Raw genomic sequence first — 24,439 nt, 5'->3', positions numbered from 1 at the left:
GAGGACCTCCTGGGGTTGTGTGTGGGTGCCGTCAGACAGCTCCACACCACACCGGGAGGTCCTCGCCTATCAAGATCAGCTAGATCGTGTCGTCACATGATCTCGACCAACGTCTCCGGTCAGTACAACTAGGCGCGGTCGAGGAGGTGGTCGAACTCGCCGCCGCGCGCACCGTCGAGCCAGGCCGCGAACTCGGCGCGGGTGAACCGCAGCACGGGCCCGCCCCGGTCCTTGGTGTCGCGCACCTCGATCGCCTCGTCGTGTCGGCGTAGTTCGACGCAGCTCCCCTGGTCGTCACTCGCCGATGCCTTGATCCACGGGGTGCTGCTCACGTCCACCCCTCGATGTTGATCGACTTGTCCAGGAGAACCTGCCAGACGTACTCGTACTCGGCGCGACCGTCTGGGGTGTCGAAGTACCTTGCAGCGGCTGGGCCCCCGACGTAGGCGACGGGTGGGTCGTCGTCGTCTGCGAAGTCGAGCAGGGCGAAGGATCCCCGTCGGGGGTACGCACCGGCGGCCGCAGGGATGGTGACCTTCGAGGTTCAGGGTCGACGAACCGAGCGTGGCGTCGAGGGGCCACCACGCGAGGTCGTGCGCCTGAGATCGGCGTCGAGCCGGGCCGCGGCCTTCGCCATCGCCGAGGCGATGGGCGCCGAGGAGCTCACGGCATGGGTGTTCGCGGCCGAACGGCGGGCCGGCCGGACGTCCTACACGCTGCTCGGCGTCGTGCGGGCGCAGAAGCCGTGATGGACCGTGTGCTACTCGCAGCGGCGTTCGTCCAGGTGACCAGCGCCGGGGACGACATGGCGCACCTCGTGGCCTTCCGCCTCTACGAGGAGGGGCTCATGTCCGGCGAGGGCCGCTACACCGCGATGTGCGGGAAGGCCGTGCTCGCCGCGGCGATGGCGACCGCTCCGGGTCGCCGGTGCCCGCTGTACTGGGCCTTCCTCGACGAGCCGGGGTCGTGACCGCGCGGCGAGGCGGAGTTGCGTGGCACGCCGGCCCACGGCTGATCCGCGCGAGATCCGGTGGGTGGCAGCTCAACGGCGCGGGACCCTCACCAGGCCCGCCGGGGCACTCCGGGGGCGGGCGAGGGGGCCCCGATGGTCGGGACCACCATCGGGGTCCCGGTCACCGGGTCCGGCACGACGATGCTCGGCAGGTCGAAGACCTCCTGCATGAGCGTGGCGTCGACGACTTCGGCGCAGGCGCCCTCGGCCACGATGCGCCCGTCCTTCATCGCCACGACGTGGTCGGCGAACCGGCAGGCCTGGTTGATGTCGTGCAGCACGGCCACGATGGTGCGGCCCTCGTCGCGCAGCCGGGCGAGCAGCGCGAGCAGTTGGTACTGGTGGGTGATGTCGAGGAAGGACGTGGGCTCGTCCAGCAGCAGGTGGTCGGTCTGCTGGGCCAGCGCCATCGCGATCCACACCCGTTGCCGCTGCCCGCCCGACAGGGTCGCCACCGGCCGGTCGGCCAGGTCGGCGACCTCGGACGCGGCCATCGCCGCGGCGACCGCCTCCTCGTCCCGCGCCGACCACGTCGACAGCAGCGACTGGTGCGGGAAGCGCCCGCGCCGCACGAGCTGGTGGACGGTGATGCTCTCCGGGGCGACCAGGTCCTGGGGCAGGAAGCCGACCGCACGGGCGTAGGACCTCGGCCGGTAGGAGGCGATGTCGCGGCCGTCGAGGGCGACGGTGCCCGCGGCCGGGCCCAGCAGCCGGACGAAGGCGCGCAGCAGCGTGGACTTGCCGCAGGCGTTCGGGCCGACGACGGCGGTGAAGGCCCGGTCCGGGATGTCGACGCTCAGCCGCGTCGAGATCACCCGGTCCCCGTAGCCCAGGGTCAGCTCGCGCGCGGTCAGGCGGGCGGTCACGGTCGTCCCACTTCCCTGGCCAGCAGCCAGATCAGGTAGCAGCCGCCGATGGCCGTCGTGACGACGCCGACCGGCAGCGATATCGGGGCCAGCAGCATCTGCGCGGCGATGTCGGCGGCCAGCAGCAGCACCGCCCCGGTGAGGGCGGCGGGCAGCAGCGGGACGCCGGGTGCGCCGGCCAGTCGCCGGCCGATCTGCGGGGCGGCCAGCGCGATGAACACGATCGGCCCGGCGACCGCGGTCACCGTCGCGGTGGCGGCCACCCCGACCAGCATCATCAGCAGCCGCAGCCGGCCCAGGTCGACCCCCGAGGTGACGGCCAGGGAGTCGCCCAGCGCGGCCTGCTGCACGGCGGGCGCGCGCGCCGCGAGGACCACCAGCAGCACCGCGATGATCGCGAAGGGCAGCCGCACCTCGGCCCAGTCGACGCCGTTGAGCGAGCCGGCGCTCCAGCCGGTGGCGGCCATGGCGACCTCCAGCTCCGCGCGCAGCACGATCCAGGTGTTGACCGCGGTCAGGGTCGCGTTCACGGCGATCCCGATGACGATCAGCCGCATGCTGCTGAGCCCGGATCGCAGCGACAGCGCGTAGATGACCGCCGCGGTCGCCAACCCGCCGATCACCGAGCTGACCGCCAGCTGGGTGGGCGCGGCGCTGAGCACCGTGATCGCGATCAGCGCGCCGGTGTAGGCGCCGGCGTCCAGGCCGATCACGTCCGGGCTGCCCAGCGGGTTGCGGGTGAGGTTCTGGAAGAGCGCGCCGGCCACGCCGAGCGCGGCGCCGAAGACCAGCCCGGCCGCCACCCGGGGCAACCGCCAGTCCCGGATCACCACGACCGAGTCGCCCCGGCCGACCAGCGCCAGCAGGACCTGCGACGGCGTGGCCATGCGCGCGCCGTGGCACAGGCCCAGCAGGGCGAGGCCCAGGCCGACGACCGCCAGGACCGCCATCGCCACGAGCGCGCGGCGGTCGAGCCGGGCCGAGACGCGGCCCGCCCGCAGCACCAGGGCACTCACAGCGCGACCGCCCCGTAGCGGCGCACGACCCAGATCAGCGCCGGGCCGCCGAGGAACGAGGTGACGATCGCGACCGGCACCTCACCGGTGGGCAGCAGCACGCGCGACAGGGTGTCGGCGGCCACCACCAGCATCGGGCCGAGCACGATCGCGTGGGCGACCAGCCACGGCACCGAGCCCCCGGCCAGCCGGCGGGCCAGGTGCGGCACGATCAGCCCGACGAACGCGATCGGCCCGGCCACCGCCGTCGCGGCCCCGGCCAGCACGGTGACCAGCGCCAGGGTCAGCACCCGGGTCCGCCCGACGTGCACGCCGAGGGCGTGGGCGACGTTCTCGCCCAGGGCGATGGCGCCGAGCCTGCGGCTGACCAGAAGCGCCCCGGCCAGCGCGACGGCCATCGCGGTGACCGGGACCGCCAGCGGTGCCTGCTCGCGCCCGGCCAGCGAGCCCACCGACCAGAACCGGAAGTGGTCGAACACCTCGGGCAGCATCAGCCGCATGCCCAGCGAGACCCCGGCGAGGGTCGTGCTGAGCGCCACGCCGGTCAGCACCAGCCGCAGCGGCGAGGTGCGGCCCACGGCGAAGACCACCAGCGTGGCCACCGCCGCGCCGGCGACGGCCAGGGCCAGCTCGGCGCCCTGCGCGGCGGCCAGGCCGAACGCGCTGCCCAGGACGACGGCGAACGCGGCCCCGGACGTCGCGCCGATGATGCCCGGCTCGGCCAGCGGGTTGCGGGTCATCGCCTGGATCAGCGCGCCGGACACCGCCAGCGCGGCGCCCACGCAGATCGCCAGCCCCGTGCGGGGCGCCCGGTGCCCGCGCACGATCAGGTGGTCGTCGGTGCCGGCGAAGTCGGTGAACGCCCGCAGGACCTCCGCCGGCGCCACCCCGCGCGCCCCGACCACCAGGCTGGCGACCGCCAGTGCGGCCAGGGCCGCGAGCGCGGTGGCGAGGACGGCGACGCGACCGGCCGTGTCACTCGTCAAGCCCGGCGACCCCCCGCTTCCAGTACCCGGTGACCAGCGCGTCGAGGCCGCTGCGGCGCAGCGGCTTGACGTCCCCGGCCTCCCCCGCGGCGAACAGGAACGTCCGCCCCGGCGGCAGCTCCAACGCCCGCACCGTCGCGGCCAGCGACGACCGCCCGCCCTCGCGGACGAGCCGGTGGACCCGGACGCCGGCGCGCCGGGCGAGGGGGTACTCGTGCTCGGCCGGGTCGTCGACCTCGACCACGACCTGCGCCGAGACCTCGGGCGGGGACTCGTCGAGCCAGCGCGCCGCCGCCGGCAGCGCCGTGGCGTCCACCGCGAGGACGTAGTGGTCGTAGTGGTGCGGGAAGGCGACCGCGCCGGGCGGACCGGCCACGGTCACCGGCTCCCCCGGTTCGACCCCCTGCACCCAGGTCGAGGCCAGCCCGCCGGGGTGCAGCACGAAGTCCAGGTCGAGCTCGCCGGCGTCGGGGTCGTGGCGGCGCACCGTGTACTTGCGGGCCGGGGGCAGCGGGTGCGGCCAGTCCAGGGTCTGCTCGGCGTTGCCGACCGGGACCCGGCGGGTGCCGTCCGGGTCCGGGAAGACGATCTTGACGTGGTCGTCGGCCTGGTAGCTGTGGAAGCCCGCCAGCTCCGGGCCGGCCAGCGTCAGCCGCACCATGCGCGCGGTGACCTGCTCCCGCGCGCGTACCGCGAGCGTGCGGATCCCGATCGGGTAGCCGATGCGGGCGGTGCCGGTGCCCGTCCGGTGGTGGGCGGCGACCCGCCCGCGCGGGTCGTCGCGCGGGCCGCCCATCAGCCCAGCAGCGGCCGCAGGGCCGCGTCGATGGCGTCGAGGGTCTGCTGCGCCGAGGTGTAGGTGGCAGCCTCGGTGTAGCGCAGCGGGAACACCCGCCCGGCCCGCACCGCGGGCAGGTTCTTCCACAGCTCCGTGTCGAGCACGTACTGCACCGCCTCGGGCACCGAGCCGTCGGGGTCGACCGTGTAGGTGATCGCGTCGGCCTCGGCGAAGCTCACCGGCAACTCCTCGATCGAGGGGTACTCCGAGACGTCGCCGGCGCCGCCCCGCTTCTCCTTGACCTCGCCGTAGTAGTTGACGCCGATGTCCTCGGCGATGTTGGTGCCCCAGGAGCCGGCGAACTCGCGCTGGAAGGTGCCGTCGGCGATCTCGCCGTAGGCGCCCAGGTGGCCGAACCGCAGCGGGGACAGCACCGGGCGGTAGGTCTCGGCCAGCTCGGCGGCCTCGGCCTCGTAGGCCGCCTCGGCCTGGTCGAAGGCCTCCAGCCGGCCGGCGGCGTCGGCCTGGCGGCGCGACAGCTCGCGCCACGCCGAGGGCAGCGACGGGCCGATCGCGACGACGGGGGCCAGCGACTCCAGCCGGTCCATGTCGATGTCGGCGAGCGCGGGCCCGGGCACGCCGATGACGATCAGGTCCGGCCGGACGGCGGCGATGGCCTCGTAGTTGGTCTCCGCGGCCTGCCCGCCGGCGATCTTCTCCAGGCCCTGGTAGGTGGCCAGGTCCTCGGGGGTCATCAGCGGCAGGCCGCGGTCCCAGGTCGAGATGCCGACCAGCGGCGCGTCCGCCTCGATCAGGGCGGGCACCGCGTACCCGGTGGCGACGACGCGCTGCGGGGCGACCGGGACGGTGATCTCGCCGTTGTCGGCGGAGAACACGCGGGTCTGCGCCGCGGCGGGGGCCTGCTCCCCGGCTGCGTCGGCGGAGGCGCATCCGGCGGCGACGGTGAGCGCGAGGGTCAGGGCGCCGACGAGGCGCCAGGACCGGCGAGACGACATGGGACTTCCTTCGACGTGCTCAGGACGACAGCGACCCGCGACCGTCGCGGGGCGCTGGAAGGTTAGCCTTGCCAAAGATGAGGGAATGTCGAGGAGAGGACACGCTGTGTCGCCGAGAGGACAGGACGGCGCCGGCATCCGGCCCATCGGCCCTGCGGCGTCCGACGCAGAGCGACCGTCGCCGGCGCCACCGGGGTGTGAGGACTACGGCTACGGACTGGGCCGGCCCACCGGCATCCGGGTGCTCGTCTACCGCGGCGGCCCGGTCGAGTTCCCCACGGCCCGCGACGACGTCGTGCACCAGCTCTACTGGTCCCCCGACGGTGTCCTGTCCGCCCTGCACGGCGCGGACGCGCAGTTCGTGGGGCCGACCGAGGGGCTGTGGGTGCACCGCGGCGTGCGCCACGAGGTGCGCGCGGCCGATCGCCAGACCCTCTACCGGGTCCTGCTGCGCGAGCTGCCCCCCGCGCTCGGCGGGCTGCGCGCGGGGGTCGTGGCCGTCCCCGCCGAGGCCGGCGCCCTCATCCAGGCCCTCGGGCGTCCCGGGTGCGCCGAGCCCGCGGCGCGCACCGCCCGCGCCGCGGTGATGGCGGCCCTGCGACCGGCGCAGGAACCCGCCGACGGGCCGTGCGGCGGCGCGGGATTCGCCAGGGCCATCGCCCGCGAGCTCTCCCGCGACCCCGGCTCCCCGACCAGCCTCGACCAGTGGGCCGAGCGGCTGCACGTCAGCACCAAGACGCTGCAACGCGACTTCCGGCGCGAGTTCGGCACGAGCTACACGCGCTGGCGCACCACCCTGCGCCTGCGCGCGGCCCGGGTCATGCTGCAGGCCCAGGCCCAGCCGGTGGGCGTCGTGGCGCAGCGGGTGGGCTACGCGAGCGCTTCGGCGTTCATCGCCGCCTTCGGGCGGGAGTACGGCCACACCCCGGGGGGACGGGGCCGACGCGCCGACGCCTCGCAGACGATCCCGGCGTGACCCGGTCCTGCACCGACGAGGCGCGGTGGCGACCGGCCCGGCCTTGATCGCCCGACCGGCGGCGGGGTAGGCCTGACGGTGGTGCCGGCACCGTCGCCGGCGGGGAGGGGACGCACGTGGGCTTCCAGGAGATCGTCTACACCGTCGAGGACGGTGGCGTCGGCGTCATCACGCTCAACCGGCCGAACTACCGCAACGCCCAGAGCTACCGGATGCTCGACGAGATCGACCAGGCCTTCGACCTGGCCCGACCCGACCACGACGTCCGCGTGGTGCTGGTCCGCGGCGCGGGCGGGGTCTTCTCCACCGGCCACGACCTGGGGACCCCCGAGGGCATGGCCTACCGGGAGGCGCTGGGCGCCGAGCCCGGCATCCAGCGCTACGACGAGTTCAAGAGGTACAACCTCGACCTGCTCGTGAAGTGGCGCAACTTCGCCAAGCCGACCGTGGCCATGGTCGAGGGGTACTGCATCTACGCCGGCTGGATGCTGGCGGCCTGCATGGACGTGGTGTTCGCCGCCGAGGACGCCGAGTTCCTGGGCGGATTCGTGGAGTACAACTCGATCCCCTGGGACATCGGCGTGCGGCGGGCCAAGGAGCTGTGCTTCGAGAGCCGGTTCATCACGGCGGAGGAGGCGGCGGGCTACGGCTTCGTCAACCGGGTGCTGCCGGCGGCCGACCTGGAGCGCGAGACCATGGCCTGGGCCCGGCGCGTGGCCGAGAACAGCCCCGAGGCGCTGCGCATGGCCAAGATCCAGATGAACAAGGCCCAGGACGCGCAGGGCTTCACCACCGCGCTGGAGGACAGCCTGGGCGACTACTGCGCCATGATGTGGATGCCCGGCTCCGAGATGCGCATGACGACGACCCGTCGCCTGCGCACCGTCGACCTCGCCGTGCGCGGCAGGCGCGGCGAACGGCCCGGGCTCACCCCGCCGGAGGGCTGACCGCGACGGGCCGCCCGGCCGGGCCCGACCGCGGGAGGGCCGGCCGCCTGGCTACGGTGGGCGCATGAGCTCGCCCGACGGCGCCCGGGCCACGTCGGGGATGGTCGGGCCCTACCGGCTCGACGCGCTGATCGGCAGCGGCGGCATGGGCGAGGTGTACCGCGCCTTCGACACGAGCCAGGACCGGGTCGTCGCGCTGAAGCTGCTGCCCGCCCACCTGTCCGACGACGCCCGGTTCCGGGAGCGGTTCCGCCGGGAGTCGCGCATCGCCGCGACGCTGACCGACCCGCACGTCATCCCGATCCACCAGCACGGCGAGGTCGACGGCCACCTCTTCATCGACATGCGCCTGGTGGAGGGCACCGACCTGGCGACCCTGCTGGCCCGGCGCGGGCCGCTGCCCGCCGAGCGGGCCGTCGCCGTCGTGGAGCAGTTGGCCTCGGCGCTCGACGCGGCGCACGCCGACGGTCTCGTGCACCGCGACGTCAAGCCGTCCAACGCCCTGCTCACCGCGAGCGGGTTCGTCTACCTCGCCGACTTCGGGATCGCCCGATCGGCGGCGGAGGGCGACGGCGGGTCGGCGACGCGGACCGACGCCCCGGTCGGGACGCTGGCCTACATGGCCCCGGAGCGGTTCGGGCCGGCCGAGCCCGACCGCCTCGGCGACGTCTACGCGCTGGCCTGCGTGCTGCACGAGGTCCTGACCGGGCGCCAGCCCTTCGCCGGCCTCGACCTCGCGGCCGTGGTCGGGGCGCACATCCACCGCGCTCCCCCGCTGCCGTCCGAGCACCACCCCGACCTGGCCGCCTTCGACCGGGTCGTCGCGCGCGGGATGGCCAAGGCTCCCGCGGACCGGTTCCCCACCGCGGGAGCCCTCGCCGGCGCCGCCCGGACCGCGCTGACCGCGCCCCGACCGCTGGTCCGCGACGACCACGCGTCGCGCCCGACCGCCGCCCATCCGATCACCTCGCGCCCTCCCGATCCGCCGTCGACGGGGCCGGACGGGGCGACGTCGGCCGCGGGGACCGGCGCGGCGGGCCCCGGGCGACGGCGGAGCCGGACGCTGCCCGTGGTGCTCGTCGCCACGGCCGCCGCCGCGGCCATTGCCGGCGTCGTCGCGTACCTCGGCGCTTCCGCGGCGCCCGGACCCGGGCCCTCGCTCACGACCGGATCGGCCACGTCGACACCCGCCGACGCCCCGATCCCCCTCGACGGCGTCCGGCCCGTCCCGCTGCCGGCCCCGCCGTTCGACGCCACGCCCCCCGAGCCCGGCCAGGGCGGCGCCTCCGCCGAGCTGACCGTCGTCTCCGAGACCCCGAACGACATCACCGACGAGGACGAGTGGTTCGCCGAGATCGGGATCCCCGACCCCCGGATCGCGCCCGACGAGGCACCCGCCGACGTCCCCCGCACGTTCGACGGCGCCGACCTCCGCCAGGTCATCGCGCAGCCCGACGCCCTGCTGCTGCTCTACGCCTCCCCCACCGCGCGATCGGCCGGCGTCCTGGTCGCGGTCGACCCGAAGACCCGCGAGCCCCGCTACGCCTTCGACTTCTCCGCGTACACGACCGCCCCGGTCACCGCGCCGGGCGAGGGGGAGTTCGTCGACCAGTCGGTGCGCTGGGCCGAGCAGGTCGGCGACGTCCTCTACGTCTCGCACGGCCACAGCACCTACGCCGCCTCCTCCGGCGGCGCGAACGCCTACCTCACCGCGATCGACGTCACCGACGGGCGGGTCCTCTGGCACAGCCCGCCGCTGGTCTCCAACGCCTCGACCTTCGCGGCCGTCGGCGACCGGGTCGTCGCCGGGTACGGCTTCACCGGGGAGGACGACTACCTGCACGTCCTCGACGGGTCCACCGGTGAGGTGCTGAGCAGCCTCCCGCTGCGGTCCGGCCCCGAGGTCGTCCTCCTCGACGGCGACGACCTGCTGGTGCGCTGCTACGACACCGACTACCGGGTGCGCCCGGAGTTCGGCTGAGGTCGTCGGGAGCCGAGCCGCCCCGGGGGACGGAGCCCGACCGTGGCCCGCCTCCTCCCGGGTCCGCTCGTCAGCGTTCTCGGGCAGGTGGTCGAACTCGGGGCATCGACCTCAGCCGCCGGTGGAGGCCCGCCGGACCACCCGCCAGGCGTCGCGGTGGTCCGCGACCGGGTCGCCCAGCGCCGCGGCCGCGCAGGCCGCGCCCTGCTCGCGCAGCGACTGCGCCACCGAGGTGAGGCCGTGCTCCCGCGCGACGTCCGCGTCGTCCCAGCCGCTGACCCGCACCGGACCCCCCGCGCGCAGCGCTCCGAGCGCCAGCTGGTCGCTCATGGCGGCGACGGCGTCGACGTCGGGGGCGGCGGCCAGCAGCCGGCCCATGACCGCGCGGGCCTCGGCGGCGTCGTTCGTGCGGCAGACGCCGACCGGCACCTCCGACCAGTCGACGCCCAGGTCCAGCGCGGCGTCGCGGTAGCCGGCGAGCCGGTCGCGGGTGACCGGGTACGCGACGGTGTCCGGGTCGACGCCGGGGCGCACGAAGGTGTCGCGGCGCCGGTCGACGGGGAAGCTGAGCACCGCCGGGCGCCGCGCGGTCGCGAAGACCTCGGCGCCGACCGCGCGGGCCGCGCCGCGGTTGTCGATGCCCACCAGCGTGGTGCCCTCGCGCTCGGGCCCGCCGTGGACGACGACCGGGCGCCGGGTGCTGCACGCGGCGGCCAGCACGGGGTCGTCGTCGGTGGTCGTCCACACGATGTAGGCGTCCACGGCCGCGGAGACCACGCGCTCCGGGTCCTCGTCGCCGGTCCCGGTGGGCACGATGAGCAGCCCGTAGCCGCGCTCGGCGCACACCTCGGCGACGCCGGCCAGGAACCGGACGGCCTGGGGGTCGTCGAAGGCGTAGGTCAGGTGCTCGCCGAGGACGACGCCGAGGGTGCGGGTGGCGCCGTAGCGCAGCGAGCGCGCGCTCGGGTCCGGTCCGGCGTAGCCGAGCTCCGCGGCGGTGCGCAGCACCTTGTCGCGGCTGTCGGCGGACACCCGCTCCGGCCGGTTGTAGGTGTAGGACACCGTCATCGGCGACACGCCCGCGGCGCGGGCCACGTCGGACATCGTCACCCGGCGGGGGGTCGACCGGTTCCGTTGCACTCCGCGATCGTATCTGTGTAGCGTTACACAATGTCGATCGGAGCGCCGCACTGGCGCATGGTCACGGCCGCGTACCTGGCCTCGCTCGCGTTCGGGGTGTTCTGGGGGACGTGGGGCGCCGCGGTGCCGCGCGTGCGCGAGCAGGCCGGTCTCGACGACGCCCGGCTCGGGACGGCGCTGCTGTTCATCAGCGCGGGCGCGCTGCCCGCGATGCTGCTCACCGGGCGGGCGCTGGACCGGTGGGGGCTTCGACTCACCGCGCCGCTGGTCGTCGCGCTGGGCGCGGCGGGGCTCGCCGCGGCCGCCACCGCCCACGGGTTCGCCGGCCTGTGCGCCGGGCTGGTCTGCGTCGGCATGGCCAGCGGCGCCGCCGACGTCGCACTGAACTCCGTGGGCGGGCGCGCCGAGCGCGGCACCGGACGACCGGTCATCACGCGCGCCGGCGCGATGTTCTCCACCGCCGTCGTGGCATCCAGCCTCGCCACCGGCGCCGCCTACGCCGCCGGGGCGCCCACCTGGGCCCCGTTCGCCGGCGGGCTGGTGCTGTCGGTGCTCGCCGGCACCGCGATCCGCCACCTCCTGCCGCCCGGCCCGGTGGCCCCCGATCCGGACGAGCGCGGCGGCGAGAGCGGTGCCCGCCTGCCGCTCACGCCGTTGCTGCTGGTGGGCGTGCTCGGCGCGCTCGCGTTCGCCGGCGAGAACGCCCACCAGAGCTGGGGCGCGGTGTACCTGGAGGACGTCCTGGCCACCGGTCCGGGGTTCAGCGCGATCGCCCCCGCGGCCTTCGCCGCCGTGGTGGCGACCACCCGGTTCGCGGTCAGCGCCCTCGACCCCGCCCACGCCCGGACGGTCCTGGTCCTCGGCTCGCTGGCGGCCGCCGCGGGTGCGGCCGTGCTCGCCGCCGCCCCGTCCGTGCCCGTCGCGCTGGCCGGGCTGGTCCTCGCCGCTGCCGGGACCGCCGCGCTGTTCCCGACGCTGCTGAGCGTCGTCTCGCGCAACGTCGTCGAGTCCGCGCGCGGACGCGCGACCTCGGTGGTGACCGTCGTGTCGTACCTCGGGTTCCTGCTGGGGCCGGTCTACGTCGGGATGTGGGCGGCGGCGACCGGCCTGCGCGGCGCGATGGTCGCCGTGGCGGCGCTCGGCCTCGTGCTCGCCGCCCTGGCCACGCCGCTGCTGGCGCTGAGCCGGTACGCCGTGGCGCCGAGCGCCGCCACGCCCGGTCGCGGCCCGGCGTGAGCGGACCGGCGAGCTGCCGCGCCCGGTCATCCGAATCGCACACCCCGGCCAGTTGCCACGACCTCATTCCTGCAGGTTCCCGGCAATTGCGGCGTTGGCGCATTCTTTCCCGGCCGCTATCGTCCGGCCCGGACGATTCGGGGTGGGCGGATGCGAGCATTACTGCGGAACCGCACCTACTCGCGGCTGTTCGCCGCGCAACTGGTGTCGCTGGTCGGCACCGGCCTGGCGACGGTGGCGCTCGGCCTGCTCGCCTACGACCTGGCCGGTGGCAGCGCCGGTGCCGTGCTGGGCACCGCGCTGGCCGTCAAGATGGCCGCCTACGTGGTGGTGTCGCCGGTCGTCGGCGCGTGGGCCGACCGGGTCCCCCGTCGCACCCTCCTGGTCGGGGCGAACGTCGTCCGCGGCCTGGTCGTCCTCACGCTGCCGTTCGCCACCCAGGTCTGGCACGTGTACGTCCTGGTGGCGGTGCTGCAGTCGGCCGCGGCGGCGTTCACGCCGACGTTCCAGTCCGTCCTGCCCGACGTCCTGCCCGACGACCGGGAATACACGAAGGCGTTGTCGGCCTCGCAGTTCGCGGTGGCGGCGGAGAACACGCTCAGCCCGCTCCTCGCCGCGGCCGCTCTCACCTTCATGGCGTTCGACGCGCTCTTCGTCGGAACCGCCGTCGGTTTCGCCGTGTCGGCGGCGCTCGCGGTTCGCACGATGATTCCCGCGGCGCACCGCAGTGGACGGTCGCGCTTCTCCGACCGGCTGTCCGCGGGGGTCCGCGTGTTCGGCCGCGTCCCCGCGCTGCGCGCTGTCCTCGGCTTCGACCTGGTGGTGTCGGCGGCCGGGGCGATCGCGCTCGTCAGCACCGTGAACGTGGTGCGCGACCTGCTCGGCGGCGGCGGGTCGGCCGTCGCGGGGCTGCTGGCGGTGTCCGGAGCGGGGACGGCCGCGGCCGCCGTCGCCGCCGGGCCGCTGCTGCGCCGGCTGCACGAGCGCGCGGTGATGCTCGTCGGGGCCGCGACGGCACTCGCCGCGGTGGGCGGGGCGCTCGCGCTGGCCGCGGCCCCCGGCTGGGCGCTCGCCTGCGCCGTGTGGGGCGGCATCGGGCTCGGGACCGGGCTGGTCCTGATGCCCGTCGGGCGGGTGCTCCGGCGGTCCTGCACCGCCCGGGACCGGCCGGCGGTGTTCGCCGCGCAGTTCTCCCTGTCGCACGCGTGCTGGCTGCTGACCTACCCGTTGACCGGCTGGCTCGCCACCGCCGCCGGGTTCGGCGTCGCCTGGTCGGCCCTGCTCGGGATCGGGCTCGCCGGGGCGGCCGCCGCGGCCCTGCTCTGGCCGCGGCGGCTCACCCGGCCCGTCCCGCACCTGCACGACGACAGCGCCGGGAGCCACATCGAGCGGGCCGAGCGCACCGCCCGCGGGTGGACGCACAGCCACGAGATCGTCCCCGACCGCCACCACCGCGCCCTGACCGCGGCGCCCTGACCGCCGGCGTCAGAGCCCGTGCTCGGCCCGCAGCACCCGCTTGAGCAGCTTGCCGGCCTCGGTGCGCGGCAGCTCGTCGCGCACCTGCCAGCTGCGGGGCCGTTTGAACCCGGCGAGGTACTCGCCGACGTGCGCCTCCAGCGCCGCGATGTCGATCTCCCGACCGGCCCGCGGCACGACCACGGCGTGCACGGACTCGCCCCACTCCTCCGAGGGCACCCCGAACACCGCGACGTCCAGGACGTCCGGGTGCGCGTGCAGCACCGCCTCGACCTCGGCCGGGTAGATGTTCACCCCGGCGCTGATGACGAGGTCGCCGCCGCGGTCGCGGATGTAGAGGTAGCCGTCCTCGTCGAGGTGCGCCATGTCGCCCACGGACTTCCAGCCGTCGGCGAGCCGCTCCCGGCCGTGGTAGCCCTCGAAGGTGCTCCCCGAGCGCACCTGCAGCTCACCGGGCTCACCGGGCGGCTGCGGGGTGCCGTCGGGGCCGACCACGCGCACCTCGACGCCGGGGATCGGGCGCCCGCACGAGCCCGGCCGCGACAGCTGCTCCTCCGGCGGCAGCACCGCGTCGACGCCCAGCTCGGTGGAGCCGTAGACCTCGAAGAGGAACCCGTCGCCCAGCTTCTGCACGATCTCCTGCTTCAACGCGTACGGGACCGGCGCGGCGTTGGCCACCAGCGAGCGCATCGACGACAGATCGGCCTGCGCCAGCTCCTGGGCGGGCAGCGCGACGATGCGCTTGAGCGGGGTGGGCGCGGTGAAGGTGTTGGTGACGCCGTACTCGCGCACCAGCCGCAGCCAGCGCGAGGCGTCGAAGCTGCGCATGAGCACGACCGTGCCGCCGAGCGCGTGGGTCAGCGTGGCCCACGCCAGCGGCCCGGAGTGGTAGAGCGGGCCCGTGGTCAGGTGCACCTCGGTGCCCAGCTCCAGGCGCAGCGTCGCGACCAGGGTGGCGGTCATCGCCGGGTCGGCCTTGGTGCGCAGCGCGCCCTTGGGCTTGCCCGTGGTGCCCGACGTGTAGATCATCGAGCCGCCGCCGTCGCCGGGTGGTGGCGGCGGCAGCTCGGATCCGCCGGCCAGGACGTCGTCCCAGGCCAGCGCGCCGTCGAAGGGCTCGCCGCCGAACACGACCACGTGCCGGACGTCGGGCAGCGCGTCGCGCACGGCCGCGACCCGCGCGGCCTGCTCGGCGTCGACGAGCACCGCGGCGGCGCCGCTGTCGGCGATGACGAAGCGCATCTCCTCGGCGGTGAACCGGTAGGCCAGCGGCACCGCCACCAGCCCGGCCTTGCGGGCCGCGTGCACCAGCACCAGCACCTCGACGCTGTTGGGCCCGCACCAGACGACCCGGTCGCCGGTGCCGAGGCCGAGGCCGAGCAGCCCGTTGGCCAGCCGGTTGGCCCGGGCCTCCAGCTCGGCGAAGCCGAGTTCGGCCCGGCCGGGGTCGATCACCGCGGGCTTGGCCGGCGCCACGGCGGCGTAGGTGGTCAGGATGTCGGGCTCGGGGGGCGGCACGTCAGTGGGCACGCCCCAGCTTGACCTGCGCACCCGCTCCCGCGCGAGGGGTTGATCGGAACTCGTGCTACGCGTTCCCACAGCCGTGACCCTGCGCACGGATCAGATTGAGTGCCCGGATCCCGCGATCAGCTCGGCCAGCGGCCCGCGGATGTCGGGCGGGTGCAGCCCGAGGTCGGCGAACTGCTCGGCGGTGGCCCAGCGCAGCTCGAAGCTGTTGTCCGGCCGGTTGGCCAGCGCCTCCGGCCCGGACAGCTCCGGGCGGCCGCGGACGGCGGTCATCAGGAAGTAGGAGGCCGGCCGGTCGTTGTGCCGCCCGGTCCACAGCAGCCGGTCGATCTCGGCGACGAGGGTGGTCTCCTCGTGCAGCTCGCGCAGCACCGCCTCGGCCGCCGTCTCGCCCTCCTCGACGCCGCCACCGGGCAGGACCGCGTAGTCGCGCCCGCGCTTGTGCCGCTTCACCACCAGGACCCGGCCCCCGTCGACGACGACGGCGACCGCCCGCGGCCTCGGCACCTTCCGCGGCGCGGACCGGGCCGGGCCGATCCGGCGCAGGAGCCGCCGGAGGGTGCGGAACGGGCGGGCCACCCGCCCGAGCCTAGGCGTCGGACGGGTGGCCCACGGCTGAGGCGCCGGCCGCGCGCGTTCCGCAGTCGGCCAGAATCCCCGCATGCTGGTCGCCGAGGTGATGTCCGGGATCCGCGCGCACCTGGACGCCGGTCGCGTGCCGGGCGTGGTCGTCGGCGTGCGCCACGGCGACCACACCACGATCGACGCCGCCGGTGCCACCGCGCCCGGCGGCGACCCGTTGCGCCCCGACGCCGTGGTGCGGATCAGCTCGAACACCAAGCCCCTGATGGCAGCGCTGGCCCTGCTCCTCGTCCAGGACGGCGTGCTGGCGCTGCACGACCCGGTGCGGCGGTTCCTCCCCGCGCTGGCCGACCAGCGGGTGCTGCGCGCGCTCGACGGCCCGCCGGAGGACACCGTGCCCGCCCGGCGCGCGGTGACCGTCGAGGACCTGCTGACGATGCGGATGGGCTTCGGCTTCGCGTGGGAGTCCGACTGCCCGACCGTCGACCGCGCCGTCGGGCTCGGGCTCGGCTTCGGCCCGCCGGACCCGACCGGACCGCCCCCGCCCGACGAGTGGGTCGCCCGCTTCGCGACGCTGCCCCTCCTCGACCAGCCCGGCGCGGTGTGGCGCTACGAGATGTCCTTCGCCGTGCTCGGCCCGGTGCTGGCGCGCGCCGCCGGGCAGCCGCTGGAGGTCCTGCTGACCGAGCGGCTGCTGCGGCCGCTGGGCATGGTGGACACCGGCTTCGTCGCCGACCCGGCCCGGCTGGTGCCCGCCCACGTTCGCGACGGCGACGCCCTCACCCCGTTCGACGGCGTCGCCGACAGCCGCTGGCTGGCCCGCCCCGCCTTCCCCGACGCCCGCGGCGGGCTCGTCTCGACCGCGGCCGATCTGCTGCGGTTCGCCGGGATGCTGCTCGACGGCGGTGGCGACCTGCTCACCCCGGAGTCGGTGGCCGCGATGACCACCGATCAGCTCACCCCCGAGCAGCGCGGCGGGCCGTCCGCGGCGGCCTTCCTCGACTCCGGCGGATGGGGCTACGGCGTCGGGGTCGTCGACACGCCGGCCGGGCGCCGCTACGGCTGGGCGGGTGGGCTGGGCACGCTCTGGTACTCCTGGCCCGACCACGACCTCGCCGCCGTGCTGCTCACCCAGGTGACGCCGCCGGACGCCGAGGTGTTCGCCGCGTTCACCACGACGATCGAGCGGGCCCTCACCGGCTGACCACGGGTCCGCCGGGGATCAGCGGACGCCCTCCCGGGCGTCGAGCAGCTCGTCCCAGTGCGCCGCCGTCCACGCGCAGGCAGCGTCGATCGGCCCCAGCAGGCTGCGGCCGAGATCGGTCAGCGCGTAGTCGACGCGCCCGTCGCGGGCCCGTCGTGCGACGAGGCCGTCGCGCTCCAGGGCCCGCAACGACCGGGTGAGCACCTTCGCCGTCACCCTGTGCAGCGGCACCCGCAGCTCGGAGAACCGGCGCGGCCCGCCCTGCAGGCAGCGGATGATCATCCCGGACCACTTGTCGCGGAACCGGATCGGGGACAGGTCCGACGGGCAGACCGGGTCGAACATGTCCGGGTCCAGCGGCGCGGTCACGCCGCCGACAGTAGTCGACGGCCGTCCGGTATCCCGGGAAACCACGGCCCGGGCTAGCGTCCGCCGCATGAGCGAGATCATCATCTTCGGGGCGGGCGGGCGCGCCGGGCGCAGCGTCCTCGACGAGGCCCACCGGCGCGGGCACGGCGTCACGGCGGTCGTGCGCGACCCGGCGCGCCACCCGGACCTCCCCGCGGAGACCGTCGTCGCCGCCGACGTCACCGACGCCGACGCGATCGCCCGCCTGGCCGCGGGCCACGACGCCGCGGTGGCCGCCGCCGCCGACCTCTCCGCCGACCCCGCCGCGTTCTTCCCCGCCGCGGCCGGCGCACTGGTCGACGGGCTGGGCCGGGCGGGCGTGCGCCGGCTCGTGCACGTCGGGCTGGCCTCGGTGCTCCCGACGCCGGACGGGCCCCTGCTGATGGACACCCCCGGCTACCCCCGGGAGTTCCGCGCGTTCCTCCTCGGGCACGCGGCCGGCAACGACGTCCTGGTCGGGGCCGGGCCCGCGCTGGACTGGGTCGTGCTGAGCCCGGCCGGGGACTTCGACCACAGCGGCGCGCGCACCGGGCGCTACGCCGAGGCGACCGCCGACGCGGGCAGCCGCGTGACCTACCCGGACTTCGCGATCGCGGTGCTCGACCAGATCGAGCAGCCGACCCGCCACCGCACCCACATCGGGATCGGGGCCGGATGACGGCGGCGGATCCCGGTGGTCGTCGGGAGGATGGGCGGATGAGCACCGACGACCGCCGGGACCGGGTCCGGGAGGTGCGCAGCCGACTCGCCCACGACGGGCCGGCGCGGACCCGCGACCGCGAGGGCGACTTCGCGGCGGTCGCCCTGCCCGAGCGCGACGGCGACCTGCTGCGCGACCTGCTGATCGCCGAGGGCGCGCGCACCGTCGTCGAGGTCGGGCTCGCGTACGGCAGCTCCGCGCTGGCCGTCGGCGAGGCACTGGTGGCCGTCGGCGGGCCCGAACCCCGCCACATCGTGATCGACCCCTTCCAGCGCACGGCCTACGACGGCGTCGGCTGGGACCTGCTGCGCGCCGCGGGTCTGGACGCGACCACCACCCTGGTGGCCGCCCCCTCGTCGGCGGTGCTCCCGCGGCTGCTCGCCGACGGTCTCGTCGCCGACGCGGCGTTCGTCGACGGCAGCCACCGCTTCCACGAGGTCTTCGTCGACCTCTACTACCTGCGCAAGATCGTCCGCCCGGGCGGGCTGGTCGTGCTGGACGACGACTGGACGCCGTCGGTGCGCGCGGCGGTGCGCTACTTCGAGCGCGACCTCGGCTGGAGCGCCGTCCCGGACGCCTTCGCGGGCGGCACGCTCAGGCCCGTCGGCGACGACCCCGCGGCGGAGTCGGTGGCCCGCTGCCGGGCGCTACGGCTGCCCGACCCGCCGTTCGAGCCGGCGTTCGAGGACTTCCGGCCGTTCTGACCGGTGTCGAGGAGCACACCCGGCCGGGGTCGAAGTCGGGGGATCAAAGTGCGCGAGCGCGGGTAGTCCTGCGCGCCGGCACGAACCCGACCCCGCCGGCGAGCACTGACGCATCAGGGAGACCACCATGACGAACCCGGTCAACTACACGGTGCCCGGCCTGAAGACCGACACGGCGGCCGAGGTCATCACGCTGCTGCAGGACCGGCTGCACGCCCTCAACGACCTCGCGCTGACCCTCAAGCACGTGCACTGGAACGTCGTGGGCCCGCAGTTCATCGCGGTCCACACGATGCTCGACCCGCAGGTCGAGGGCGTGCGCGAGATGGTCGACGACGTCGCGGAGCGGATCGCGACCCTCGGCGGCTCCCCCAAGGGCACCCCGGGCGTCCTCGTGGCCGAGCGCAGCTGGGACGACTACTCCGTCGGGCGGGCCGACGCCATCGCCCACCTCGCCGCGCTCGACCTCGTCTACACGGGCGTGATCGAGGACCACCGCACCGCGATCGACAAGACCGAGGAGCCCGACCCGGTCACCCAGGACCTGCTGGTCACGCAGGCCGGGCAGCTCGAGCAGTACCAGTGGTTCGTGCGCGCCCACCTGGAGAACGCCGACGGCAGCCTGCGCTCGGCCGGCGCCGTGACCGAGACCCAGGCGGCCGACAGCGTCTGAGCGGCACCCGCGAACCGGACCCCGGCTCCCGCCGTCGTGCTCGCGGCGGGAGCTTCGTCCGGTCCGCTCAGGAGCGCTGCTCGTAGGCGGTGAGGATCTCGGTGGAGATCCGCCCCCGGCTCGACACCTCGAAGCCGTTGGCGCGGGCCCACTCGCGGACCGCGGCGCCGTGCTCGCGGTCGGTCGCCTTGCGGCTGGGAGCCGCGACACCCGAACCGGACGCGGCCGCCCGCACCCCCCGGGCTCCCCCGGCCCGACGCGCCGATGCCACGAAGTCGGCGAGGCTGTTGCGCAGCCGCGCGGCGTTGTCCTCGGACAGGTCGATCTCGTACTGGCGGCCCTCCAGCGCGAACCGGACCGTTTCCGCGGCCTCGGACCCGTCCAGATCGTCGACCAGCCGGGTTTCCACCTTCTGCGCCACAGGTCACACTCCTTCTGCGAAGTCTTTGTTTCCCGGGCCGACCCCGTCCGGGTGGCCGAATGAATACCACATCGGAGCCCCCGGCTTCGCGGCGAGTTGCTGCGTGTCGAGAAACCGGCGGCAACTTCGCGGGCTCCCGCCGCCCGACCCCCGCCGAGCCGGGCAACCGCACGTCGGCGCCGTCTGACGACCGCGCCACCGAACCCGGCGAGAACCTGGTCAGCAGGCCGATTCCGAACCGGCCGGAGTCACCGCCCGCCCGCCGTGACGGCCACGCCGCAACGGCGCACCGGCCTATCGCCGAGCGCCACCCGCCCCGCGCCCACCGGTCCGGTAATGGACGCGAACGGGCGAGTCCTCGTCGTGACCGAACAATTTCGCGGGTGGGCGCGGTTCGGCGTTGAAGCGGCCATGAAGCGAACCGGGGTGGTGGTGGCGTCCGCGCGTTGAAGCGGCCATGAAGCGAACCGGGGTGGTGGCGTCCGCGCAGCGTCAGACGTGTTCTCGCAGCCCGCCGGAGACCCCCCGACTCACCCGGCGAGCACCCGCAGGATCCGGGCCAACTCCCCCCGGTCCGCCGCACCCAGCACCCCGAAGAACCTCTCGGCCTCGGCCTCCCGCGCCGCCCGCACGGTCTCCCCCACCCGCCGCCCTTCGTCGGTGAGCGCCACCAGCACGGCGCGGCGGTCGTGCGGGTCGGGGCGCCGCTCGGCCAGGCCGGCTGCCTGCAGCGCGTCGACCACCTCGGTGGCCGAGCGCGGGACGATGCGCAGCCGCTCGGCCAGTTCGTTGAGCCGCAGCGGACCTCCGCGCAGCAGCACCCCGAGCGCGCGTGACTGCCCCACGGTGACGTCCCACGGTTCGAGCGCCTGTCGGGCCAGGTGCCGCAGCCGGCGGTTGACCAGCCGGAACAGCTCGGGCAGGGACTCGTCCTCGGCCACCGGAATACCCTAGCAACGCCCTGGGTTGTAGCCTCATAGTGAGGTTACCTCAGTACTTACCCCGTAGTCCGAACCCAGGAGACGCCTTTGCCACCCGACCCCCACTCCGGACCGCGCCGCTCCGACCTGCGCCGTCCCACCGTCACCGCCGCCGAGAAGGCGCAGGCCCGCGAGGTCTCGCTGCGCCGCATCGGCCGGCTCTTCCTCCCCCACCGCCGCGCGCTGGTCGTCGTCATCGCCACGATCGCGGCCTCGTCGATCGTCGCGATGGCCTCGCCGTTCCTGCTCCGCGCGGTGATCGACACGGCCCTGCCCGAGCGCGACGTGCCCCTGCTGGCCTGGCTGACCGGCGGCATGGTCGCCGTCGCGGCCGTCACCGCGGCGCTCGGCGTCGTCCAGACCTGGCTGTCGACCAAGGTCGGCCAGCAGATCATGCACCGGTTGCGCACCGACGTGTTCGCGCACCTGCAGCGCCAGTCGCTGGCGTTCTTCACCCGCACCCGCACCGGCGAGGTGCAGTCGCGCATCACCAACGACATCGGCGGCATGCAGGCGGTGGTCACCTCCACCGCGACCTCGGTGGCCTCGAACCTGACCACCGCCGTCGCCACCGCCGTCGCCATGGTCGCGCTGTCGTGGCAGCTCTCGCTGATCTCGCTGGTCGTGCTGCCGCCGGCGATCTGGCTGACCCGCCGCGTGGCGACGCTGCGGCGCACCATCACCTCCGCCCAGCAGCGGGAGCTGGCCGACCTCAACGTCACCGTCGAGGAAGCCCTGTCGATCAACGGCATCCAGCTGGCCCGCACGATGGGCACCGGGCCCGCGCTGGTCGAGCGGTTCACCGGCTCGTCGGAGCGGCTGATCGACCTGGAGCTGCGCGCGCAGCTCGCCGGGCGCTGGCGGATGGCCTCGACCAGCGTCGTCTTCGCCGCCATCCCGGCGGTCATCTACCTCGGCGCCGGCCTGCCCGTCACCGGCGGCGCCATGACGATCGGCACCCTGATCGCCTTCACCACCCTGCAGTCCGGGCTCTTCCGCCCGCTGATGGGCCTGCTCAACGTCGGGGTGTCGCTGGTCAGCTCGCTGGCGCTGTTCGCCCGCGTCTTCGAGTACCTCGACCTGCCCGTCGAGATCGACGACCCGGCCCGGCCGGTGCCCGTCGACCCCGCGCGGGTGCGCGGCGAGATCCGCTTCGAAGGCGTCACGTTCAGCTACGCCGACAGCCCCACCCCGGCCGTCGACGGCGTCGACATGACCGTCCCCGCCGGCAGCACGCTGGCCCTGGTCGGCGAGACCGGCTCGGGCAAGACCACGCTGGCCGCTCTCGCCGCCCGGCTGTACGACCCGAGCGCCGGGCGCATCACGCTCGACGGCGTCGACCTGCGCGACATCCGCCTGGCCGATCTCGCCGCCGTCGTCGGCGTCGTGAGCCAGGAGACCTACCTGCTGCACACGACGGTCCGCGAGAACCTGCGCTACGCCAAGCCGGACGCCACCGACGCCGAGATCGAGGCCGCGGCCCGCGCCGCGCGCATCCACGACCTCATCGCCGGGCTCCCCGACGGCTACGACACGGTCGTCGGCTCGCGCGGGCACCGCTTCTCCGGCGGCGAGAAGCAGCGCCTGGCCATCGCGCGCACGCTGCTGCGCGACCCGCGGGTGCTGATCCTCGACGAGGCCACCAGTGCTCTGGACACCGAGACCGAGCGCGCCGTGCAGGACGCCTTCGACGCCCTGGCCCACGACCGCACCACCATCACGATCGCCCACCGGCTGTCCACCGTGCGCGACGCCGACCGGATCGCCGTGCTCGACCACGGCCGGGTGGTGGAGTCCGGCCGCCACGACGACCTGGTGACCGCCGACGGCCGCTACGCCCTGCTGGCCGCGTGAGGACGCTGTCCGCGCCCTGGGCCCCCGGACGGCGGCACCCCGGCACGGCGGGGGCGGTCCTCCGCTGGGCCGCCCGGCCGCTTCTGCGCGGCCGATGCGCCTGATCCCTGGCACAACGGCGGGCACGGATGCGTCACTGGTCGGCGACGCAGGGTCAGAAGCAGGTCGCAGAGCCCAGGAGGTCCCGTGTCCCTCGACGTCCCCACCCCGGTCCTGGAGGCCGCCGAGCGCGGCGAGCTCGACGACGCGCGGTTCGTCGCGGTCGTTCGCGACTCGTTGCCCTACGCCTGGTCGGTGGTCGCCGCCGCGGTCGGGGACCGGCTCGACCGCCCCGACGCGCCGTTCGGCGAGCACGCGGTCCCGCCGCCGTCCGAGCGGGAGCGGGGGCAGTTGCTGCGCGCGCTGGCCAGCGACGCCATCCGGGCCGCGCTGGAGCGCCACTTCGGCGTGCGGCTGGCGTTCCAGAACTGCCACCGGGTGGCCGCCTTCGCCCCGGGCGACGTCGGCGGGCCCGCCCACCGCGCGTTCACCAGCCCTCGCGGGCAGGTGCTCAACCAGAGCCCGGAGCTGCGCGACTGCTGACGCACCCGCCCGGCCGGTGTTCACTGGAGCGATGAGCACCGGTCCGGGCGGCGCTGAGGGCGACGTGGGCGGAGACGTGGGCGGAGACGTGGGCGGCGATCCCGTCTGCTGGTTGCAGTACGCCTGCCCGGAGTGCGGGGCCATGCCCTCCGAGGCCGACGACGGTGCTCCCGGCCGGTGCTGGCGCTGCGGGGAGCCGCTGGTCGCGCCCGGGGAGGGCACCGGCCCGTCCTGAGCGACGGGTCGGCCGGCCGCTCAGGCGTCGAGCGCGGCGAGCAGGGCGTCCAGGTCGTCGTCGACCTCGACCACGGAGCGCACGTCGGTCAGCTCCAGCACCCGCTCGACGACGCGGTTGCCGACCACGCCGGTGAGGTGCACCCGCCCGCGGCCGTGGAGGGCGCGGCGGACCTGCATGATCGGCCCGAGCCCGGCGGCGGCCAGGAACCCCACGGCGGCGAGGTCGAGCACGAGGTGCGCCGGGTCGGTCGCCGCCTGCTCGACCAGGTACCGGTCCAGGACGGGGGCGCTGGCCAGGTCCAGCGAGCCGGACAGCCGCAGCACGGCCACGGTCGGGAGGGGCCGGCAGACCGTGACGCCGAGCGGCTCGACCGGCCCGGCGCCGAGGGGGTCGTCGGTCACCGGTCTCCCGTCGTCCCGTTGTGCGCGCTACCGCGCCCGTTGCCCGGCCCCCCGGACTCGCCCGACTTGCCGGGCGCCTCACCCGACTTGCCGGGGGCCTCGCCTGACTTGCCGGGCGCCTCGCCCGACTGCCCGGGGGCCTCACCCGACTGCCCGGGCGCCTCCCCGGACTGCCCCGGGGCCTCGCCCGACCGACCCGGCGCTTCCCCGGACCGGCCGGGCGCCTCGCCGGACTGCCCCGGCGCCTCCCCGGACCGGCCGGGCGCCTCGCCGGACTGCCCCGGCGCCTCCCCGGACCGGCCGGGCGCTTCCCCCGACTGACCCGGAGCCTCGCCTGACTGGCCGGGTGCCTCGCCCGACTGCCCCGGGGCCTCGCCGGACTGGCCGGGTGCCTCGCCCGACCGACCGGGTGCCTCGCCGGACCGACCGGGTGCGGTGGCCGACTTCCCCGGGCCCGGCTCCCCGACGGACCCGGCACCAGCGCCGGCACCAGCACCAGCACCGACGTCGCCGCCGACGCCGACGCCGCCGAGGACGCCGGCCTCGGCGCAGAAGCCCGCAATGCCCGCCGTGCCGCCCGCGGCGGCGGCCAGGCGGTCGAGTGCGGGGCCGTCGGCCGCGCCCGCCGACCAGGACCGGCACAGCTCGACCAGTGCGGGATCCGACGCGGCCGGTTCCCGACCGGGTCCGGTGGCGGGCGGGGGCGCCGGCGAGGGCTCGGCCGTCACCGGCGCC

29 protein-coding genes are annotated in these 24,439 nt (G+C 75.5%); 14 read left to right on the top strand and 15 right to left on the bottom strand.

The genetic code is table 11. The features are described from left to right. Positions 1–128: 128 nt before the first annotated feature. Positions 129–332, bottom strand: coding sequence for a DUF397 domain-containing protein (locus KIK08_RS24355; RefSeq protein WP_308257845.1), 204 nt, complete (start codon positions 330–332; stop codon positions 129–131). Further along, on the bottom strand, positions 329–529 hold the full coding sequence (locus KIK08_RS42285) for a Scr1 family TA system antitoxin-like transcriptional regulator (protein ID WP_408004717.1): 201 nt from the start codon (positions 527–529) through the stop codon (positions 329–331). The genes KIK08_RS24355 and KIK08_RS42285 overlap by 4 nt, the downstream gene beginning before the upstream one ends. Positions 530–593: 64 nt before the next feature. Here KIK08_RS42285 and KIK08_RS24350 point away from each other — a divergent pair, with 64 nt between their 5' ends. Together KIK08_RS24350 and KIK08_RS24345 are read left to right on the top strand one after the other, a co-directional pair. After that, the gene (locus tag KIK08_RS24350; protein ID WP_214405561.1) at positions 594–749 is read left to right on the top strand and encodes a hypothetical protein; all 156 of its coding nucleotides are present in this window, start codon (positions 594–596) and stop codon (positions 747–749) included. Beyond that, positions 749–970: a hypothetical protein gene (locus KIK08_RS24345; protein ID WP_214405560.1), complete on the top strand. Its 222-nt coding sequence runs from the start codon at positions 749–751 to the stop codon at positions 968–970. Before KIK08_RS24350 ends, KIK08_RS24345 begins: the two co-directional genes overlap by 1 nt. Positions 971–1,059: 89 nt before the next feature. Here KIK08_RS24345 and KIK08_RS24340 read toward each other — a convergent pair whose 3' ends face one another. Genes KIK08_RS24340 through KIK08_RS24320 form a run of 5 tightly spaced genes read right to left on the bottom strand, consistent with a single transcriptional unit; the run spans position 1,060 to position 5,674 of the window. Continuing rightward, a complete protein-coding gene (locus KIK08_RS24340) occupies positions 1,060–1,878 on the bottom strand; it encodes an ABC transporter ATP-binding protein (protein ID WP_214405559.1) in 819 nt (272 codons plus the stop codon). Then, a complete protein-coding gene (locus KIK08_RS24335) occupies positions 1,875–2,894 on the bottom strand; it encodes a FecCD family ABC transporter permease (RefSeq protein ID WP_308257844.1) in 1,020 nt (339 codons plus the stop codon). The genes KIK08_RS24340 and KIK08_RS24335 overlap by 4 nt, the downstream gene beginning before the upstream one ends. Continuing rightward, positions 2,891–3,880, bottom strand: a complete 990-nt coding sequence (locus KIK08_RS24330; RefSeq protein WP_214405558.1) for a FecCD family ABC transporter permease — start codon at positions 3,878–3,880, stop codon at positions 2,891–2,893. Before KIK08_RS24330 ends, KIK08_RS24335 begins: the two co-directional genes overlap by 4 nt. Next, entirely contained in the window at positions 3,870–4,676 is an 807-nt protein-coding gene (locus KIK08_RS24325; RefSeq protein ID WP_214405557.1) for a siderophore-interacting protein, read from the bottom strand. The genes KIK08_RS24330 and KIK08_RS24325 overlap by 11 nt, the downstream gene beginning before the upstream one ends. Further along, on the bottom strand, positions 4,676–5,674 hold the full coding sequence (locus KIK08_RS24320) for an ABC transporter substrate-binding protein (protein WP_214405556.1): 999 nt from the start codon (positions 5,672–5,674) through the stop codon (positions 4,676–4,678). The genes KIK08_RS24325 and KIK08_RS24320 overlap by 1 nt, the downstream gene beginning before the upstream one ends. A 106-nt stretch (positions 5,675–5,780) precedes the next feature. On the opposite strand from KIK08_RS24320, the gene KIK08_RS41890 reads away from it, so the two are divergent. The 3 genes from KIK08_RS41890 (at position 5,781) to KIK08_RS40260 (ending at position 9,578) form a co-directional block, all read left to right on the top strand. Then, complete coding sequence (locus KIK08_RS41890; RefSeq protein ID WP_214405555.1) at positions 5,781–6,650, top strand: helix-turn-helix transcriptional regulator; 870 nt, start codon at positions 5,781–5,783, stop codon at positions 6,648–6,650. Between the two features lie 116 nt (positions 6,651–6,766). Continuing rightward, the gene (locus KIK08_RS24310; RefSeq protein WP_214405554.1) at positions 6,767–7,597 is read left to right on the top strand and encodes an enoyl-CoA hydratase-related protein; all 831 of its coding nucleotides are present in this window, start codon (positions 6,767–6,769) and stop codon (positions 7,595–7,597) included. A gap of 64 nt (positions 7,598–7,661) precedes the next feature. Next, complete coding sequence (locus tag KIK08_RS40260) at positions 7,662–9,578, top strand: protein kinase domain-containing protein (RefSeq protein ID WP_250557711.1); 1,917 nt, start codon at positions 7,662–7,664, stop codon at positions 9,576–9,578. A 111-nt stretch (positions 9,579–9,689) separates the two neighbouring features. Here the strand turns inward: KIK08_RS40260 and KIK08_RS24300 are convergent, their stop codons facing one another. After that, positions 9,690–10,682: a LacI family DNA-binding transcriptional regulator gene (locus KIK08_RS24300; RefSeq protein WP_214405565.1), complete on the bottom strand. Its 993-nt coding sequence runs from the start codon at positions 10,680–10,682 to the stop codon at positions 9,690–9,692. A gap of 66 nt (positions 10,683–10,748) precedes the next feature. Here KIK08_RS24300 and KIK08_RS24295 point away from each other — a divergent pair, with 66 nt between their 5' ends. Both KIK08_RS24295 and KIK08_RS24290 read left to right on the top strand, forming a co-directional pair. Beyond that, positions 10,749–11,954: an MFS transporter gene (locus KIK08_RS24295; protein ID WP_214405553.1), complete on the top strand. Its 1,206-nt coding sequence runs from the start codon at positions 10,749–10,751 to the stop codon at positions 11,952–11,954. Between the two features lie 150 nt (positions 11,955–12,104). Beyond that, positions 12,105–13,430: an MFS transporter gene (locus KIK08_RS24290; RefSeq protein ID WP_214405552.1), complete on the top strand. Its 1,326-nt coding sequence runs from the start codon at positions 12,105–12,107 to the stop codon at positions 13,428–13,430. Between the two features lie 9 nt (positions 13,431–13,439). On the opposite strand, the gene KIK08_RS24285 is transcribed toward KIK08_RS24290, so the two are convergent. Further along, positions 13,440–14,960 (bottom strand): class I adenylate-forming enzyme family protein, encoded by a 1,521-nt coding sequence (locus KIK08_RS24285; RefSeq protein ID WP_214405551.1) that lies wholly within the window; start codon positions 14,958–14,960, stop codon positions 13,440–13,442. Between the two features lie 90 nt (positions 14,961–15,050). Next, a complete protein-coding gene (locus KIK08_RS40255; protein ID WP_308257843.1) occupies positions 15,051–15,536 on the bottom strand; it encodes an NUDIX domain-containing protein in 486 nt (161 codons plus the stop codon). An 82-nt stretch (positions 15,537–15,618) separates the two neighbouring features. On the opposite strand from KIK08_RS40255, the gene KIK08_RS24275 reads away from it, so the two are divergent. Further along, positions 15,619–16,743, top strand: a complete 1,125-nt coding sequence (locus KIK08_RS24275) for a serine hydrolase domain-containing protein (protein ID WP_214405549.1) — start codon at positions 15,619–15,621, stop codon at positions 16,741–16,743. 18 nt (positions 16,744–16,761) lie between these two features. Here KIK08_RS24275 and KIK08_RS24270 read toward each other — a convergent pair whose 3' ends face one another. Then, complete coding sequence (locus KIK08_RS24270; RefSeq protein WP_308257842.1) at positions 16,762–17,112, bottom strand: winged helix-turn-helix transcriptional regulator; 351 nt, start codon at positions 17,110–17,112, stop codon at positions 16,762–16,764. A gap of 67 nt (positions 17,113–17,179) precedes the next feature. On the opposite strand from KIK08_RS24270, the gene KIK08_RS24265 reads away from it, so the two are divergent. The 3 genes from KIK08_RS24265 to KIK08_RS24255 all read left to right on the top strand — a co-directional run bounded on the left by KIK08_RS24265 (position 17,180) and on the right by KIK08_RS24255 (position 19,228). Continuing rightward, a complete protein-coding gene (locus tag KIK08_RS24265) occupies positions 17,180–17,809 on the top strand; it encodes an NAD(P)-dependent oxidoreductase (protein ID WP_214405548.1) in 630 nt (209 codons plus the stop codon). A 38-nt stretch (positions 17,810–17,847) separates the two neighbouring features. Continuing rightward, positions 17,848–18,555: a class I SAM-dependent methyltransferase gene (locus tag KIK08_RS24260; protein ID WP_214405547.1), complete on the top strand. Its 708-nt coding sequence runs from the start codon at positions 17,848–17,850 to the stop codon at positions 18,553–18,555. A 127-nt stretch (positions 18,556–18,682) separates the two neighbouring features. Continuing rightward, positions 18,683–19,228: a Dps family protein gene (locus KIK08_RS24255; RefSeq protein ID WP_214405546.1), complete on the top strand. Its 546-nt coding sequence runs from the start codon at positions 18,683–18,685 to the stop codon at positions 19,226–19,228. Between the two features lie 67 nt (positions 19,229–19,295). Here KIK08_RS24255 and KIK08_RS24250 read toward each other — a convergent pair whose 3' ends face one another. Together KIK08_RS24250 and KIK08_RS24245 are read right to left on the bottom strand one after the other, a co-directional pair. Next, complete coding sequence (locus KIK08_RS24250) at positions 19,296–19,649, bottom strand: histone-like nucleoid-structuring protein Lsr2 (protein ID WP_214405545.1); 354 nt, start codon at positions 19,647–19,649, stop codon at positions 19,296–19,298. Positions 19,650–20,179: 530 nt separating this feature from the next. After that, entirely contained in the window at positions 20,180–20,590 is a 411-nt protein-coding gene (locus tag KIK08_RS24245) for a MarR family winged helix-turn-helix transcriptional regulator (RefSeq protein WP_214405544.1), read from the bottom strand. An 87-nt stretch (positions 20,591–20,677) separates the two neighbouring features. On the opposite strand from KIK08_RS24245, the gene KIK08_RS24240 reads away from it, so the two are divergent. The 3 genes from KIK08_RS24240 (at position 20,678) to KIK08_RS24230 (ending at position 23,300) form a co-directional block, all read left to right on the top strand. Beyond that, the gene (locus tag KIK08_RS24240; protein WP_305849608.1) at positions 20,678–22,483 is read left to right on the top strand and encodes an ABC transporter ATP-binding protein; all 1,806 of its coding nucleotides are present in this window, start codon (positions 20,678–20,680) and stop codon (positions 22,481–22,483) included. Positions 22,484–22,669: 186 nt separating this feature from the next. Next, positions 22,670–23,065: an SCO5389 family protein gene (locus KIK08_RS24235; protein ID WP_214405543.1), complete on the top strand. Its 396-nt coding sequence runs from the start codon at positions 22,670–22,672 to the stop codon at positions 23,063–23,065. A 31-nt stretch (positions 23,066–23,096) separates the two neighbouring features. Further along, positions 23,097–23,300 carry a hypothetical protein gene (locus KIK08_RS24230; RefSeq protein WP_214405542.1) on the top strand — a complete coding sequence of 68 codons (204 nt, stop codon included), beginning with the start codon at positions 23,097–23,099 and terminating at the stop codon, positions 23,298–23,300. A 20-nt stretch (positions 23,301–23,320) separates the two neighbouring features. On the opposite strand, the gene KIK08_RS24225 is transcribed toward KIK08_RS24230, so the two are convergent. Together KIK08_RS24225 and KIK08_RS24220 are read right to left on the bottom strand one after the other, a co-directional pair. Then, positions 23,321–23,704 (bottom strand): STAS domain-containing protein, encoded by a 384-nt coding sequence (locus KIK08_RS24225; protein ID WP_214405541.1) that lies wholly within the window; start codon positions 23,702–23,704, stop codon positions 23,321–23,323. Then, a partial coding sequence (locus KIK08_RS24220) for a ribosomal eL19 family protein (protein WP_491063188.1) occupies positions 23,701–24,439 on the bottom strand: 739 nt, incomplete at its 5' end. The genes KIK08_RS24225 and KIK08_RS24220, both read right to left, overlap by 4 nt.

Source organism: Pseudonocardia lacus (genome assembly GCF_018531445.1).
GTDB classification, from domain to species: Bacteria; Actinomycetota; Actinomycetes; order Mycobacteriales; family Pseudonocardiaceae; genus Pseudonocardia; species Pseudonocardia lacus.
This window is presented reverse-complemented; position numbering and strand designations above follow the sequence as displayed.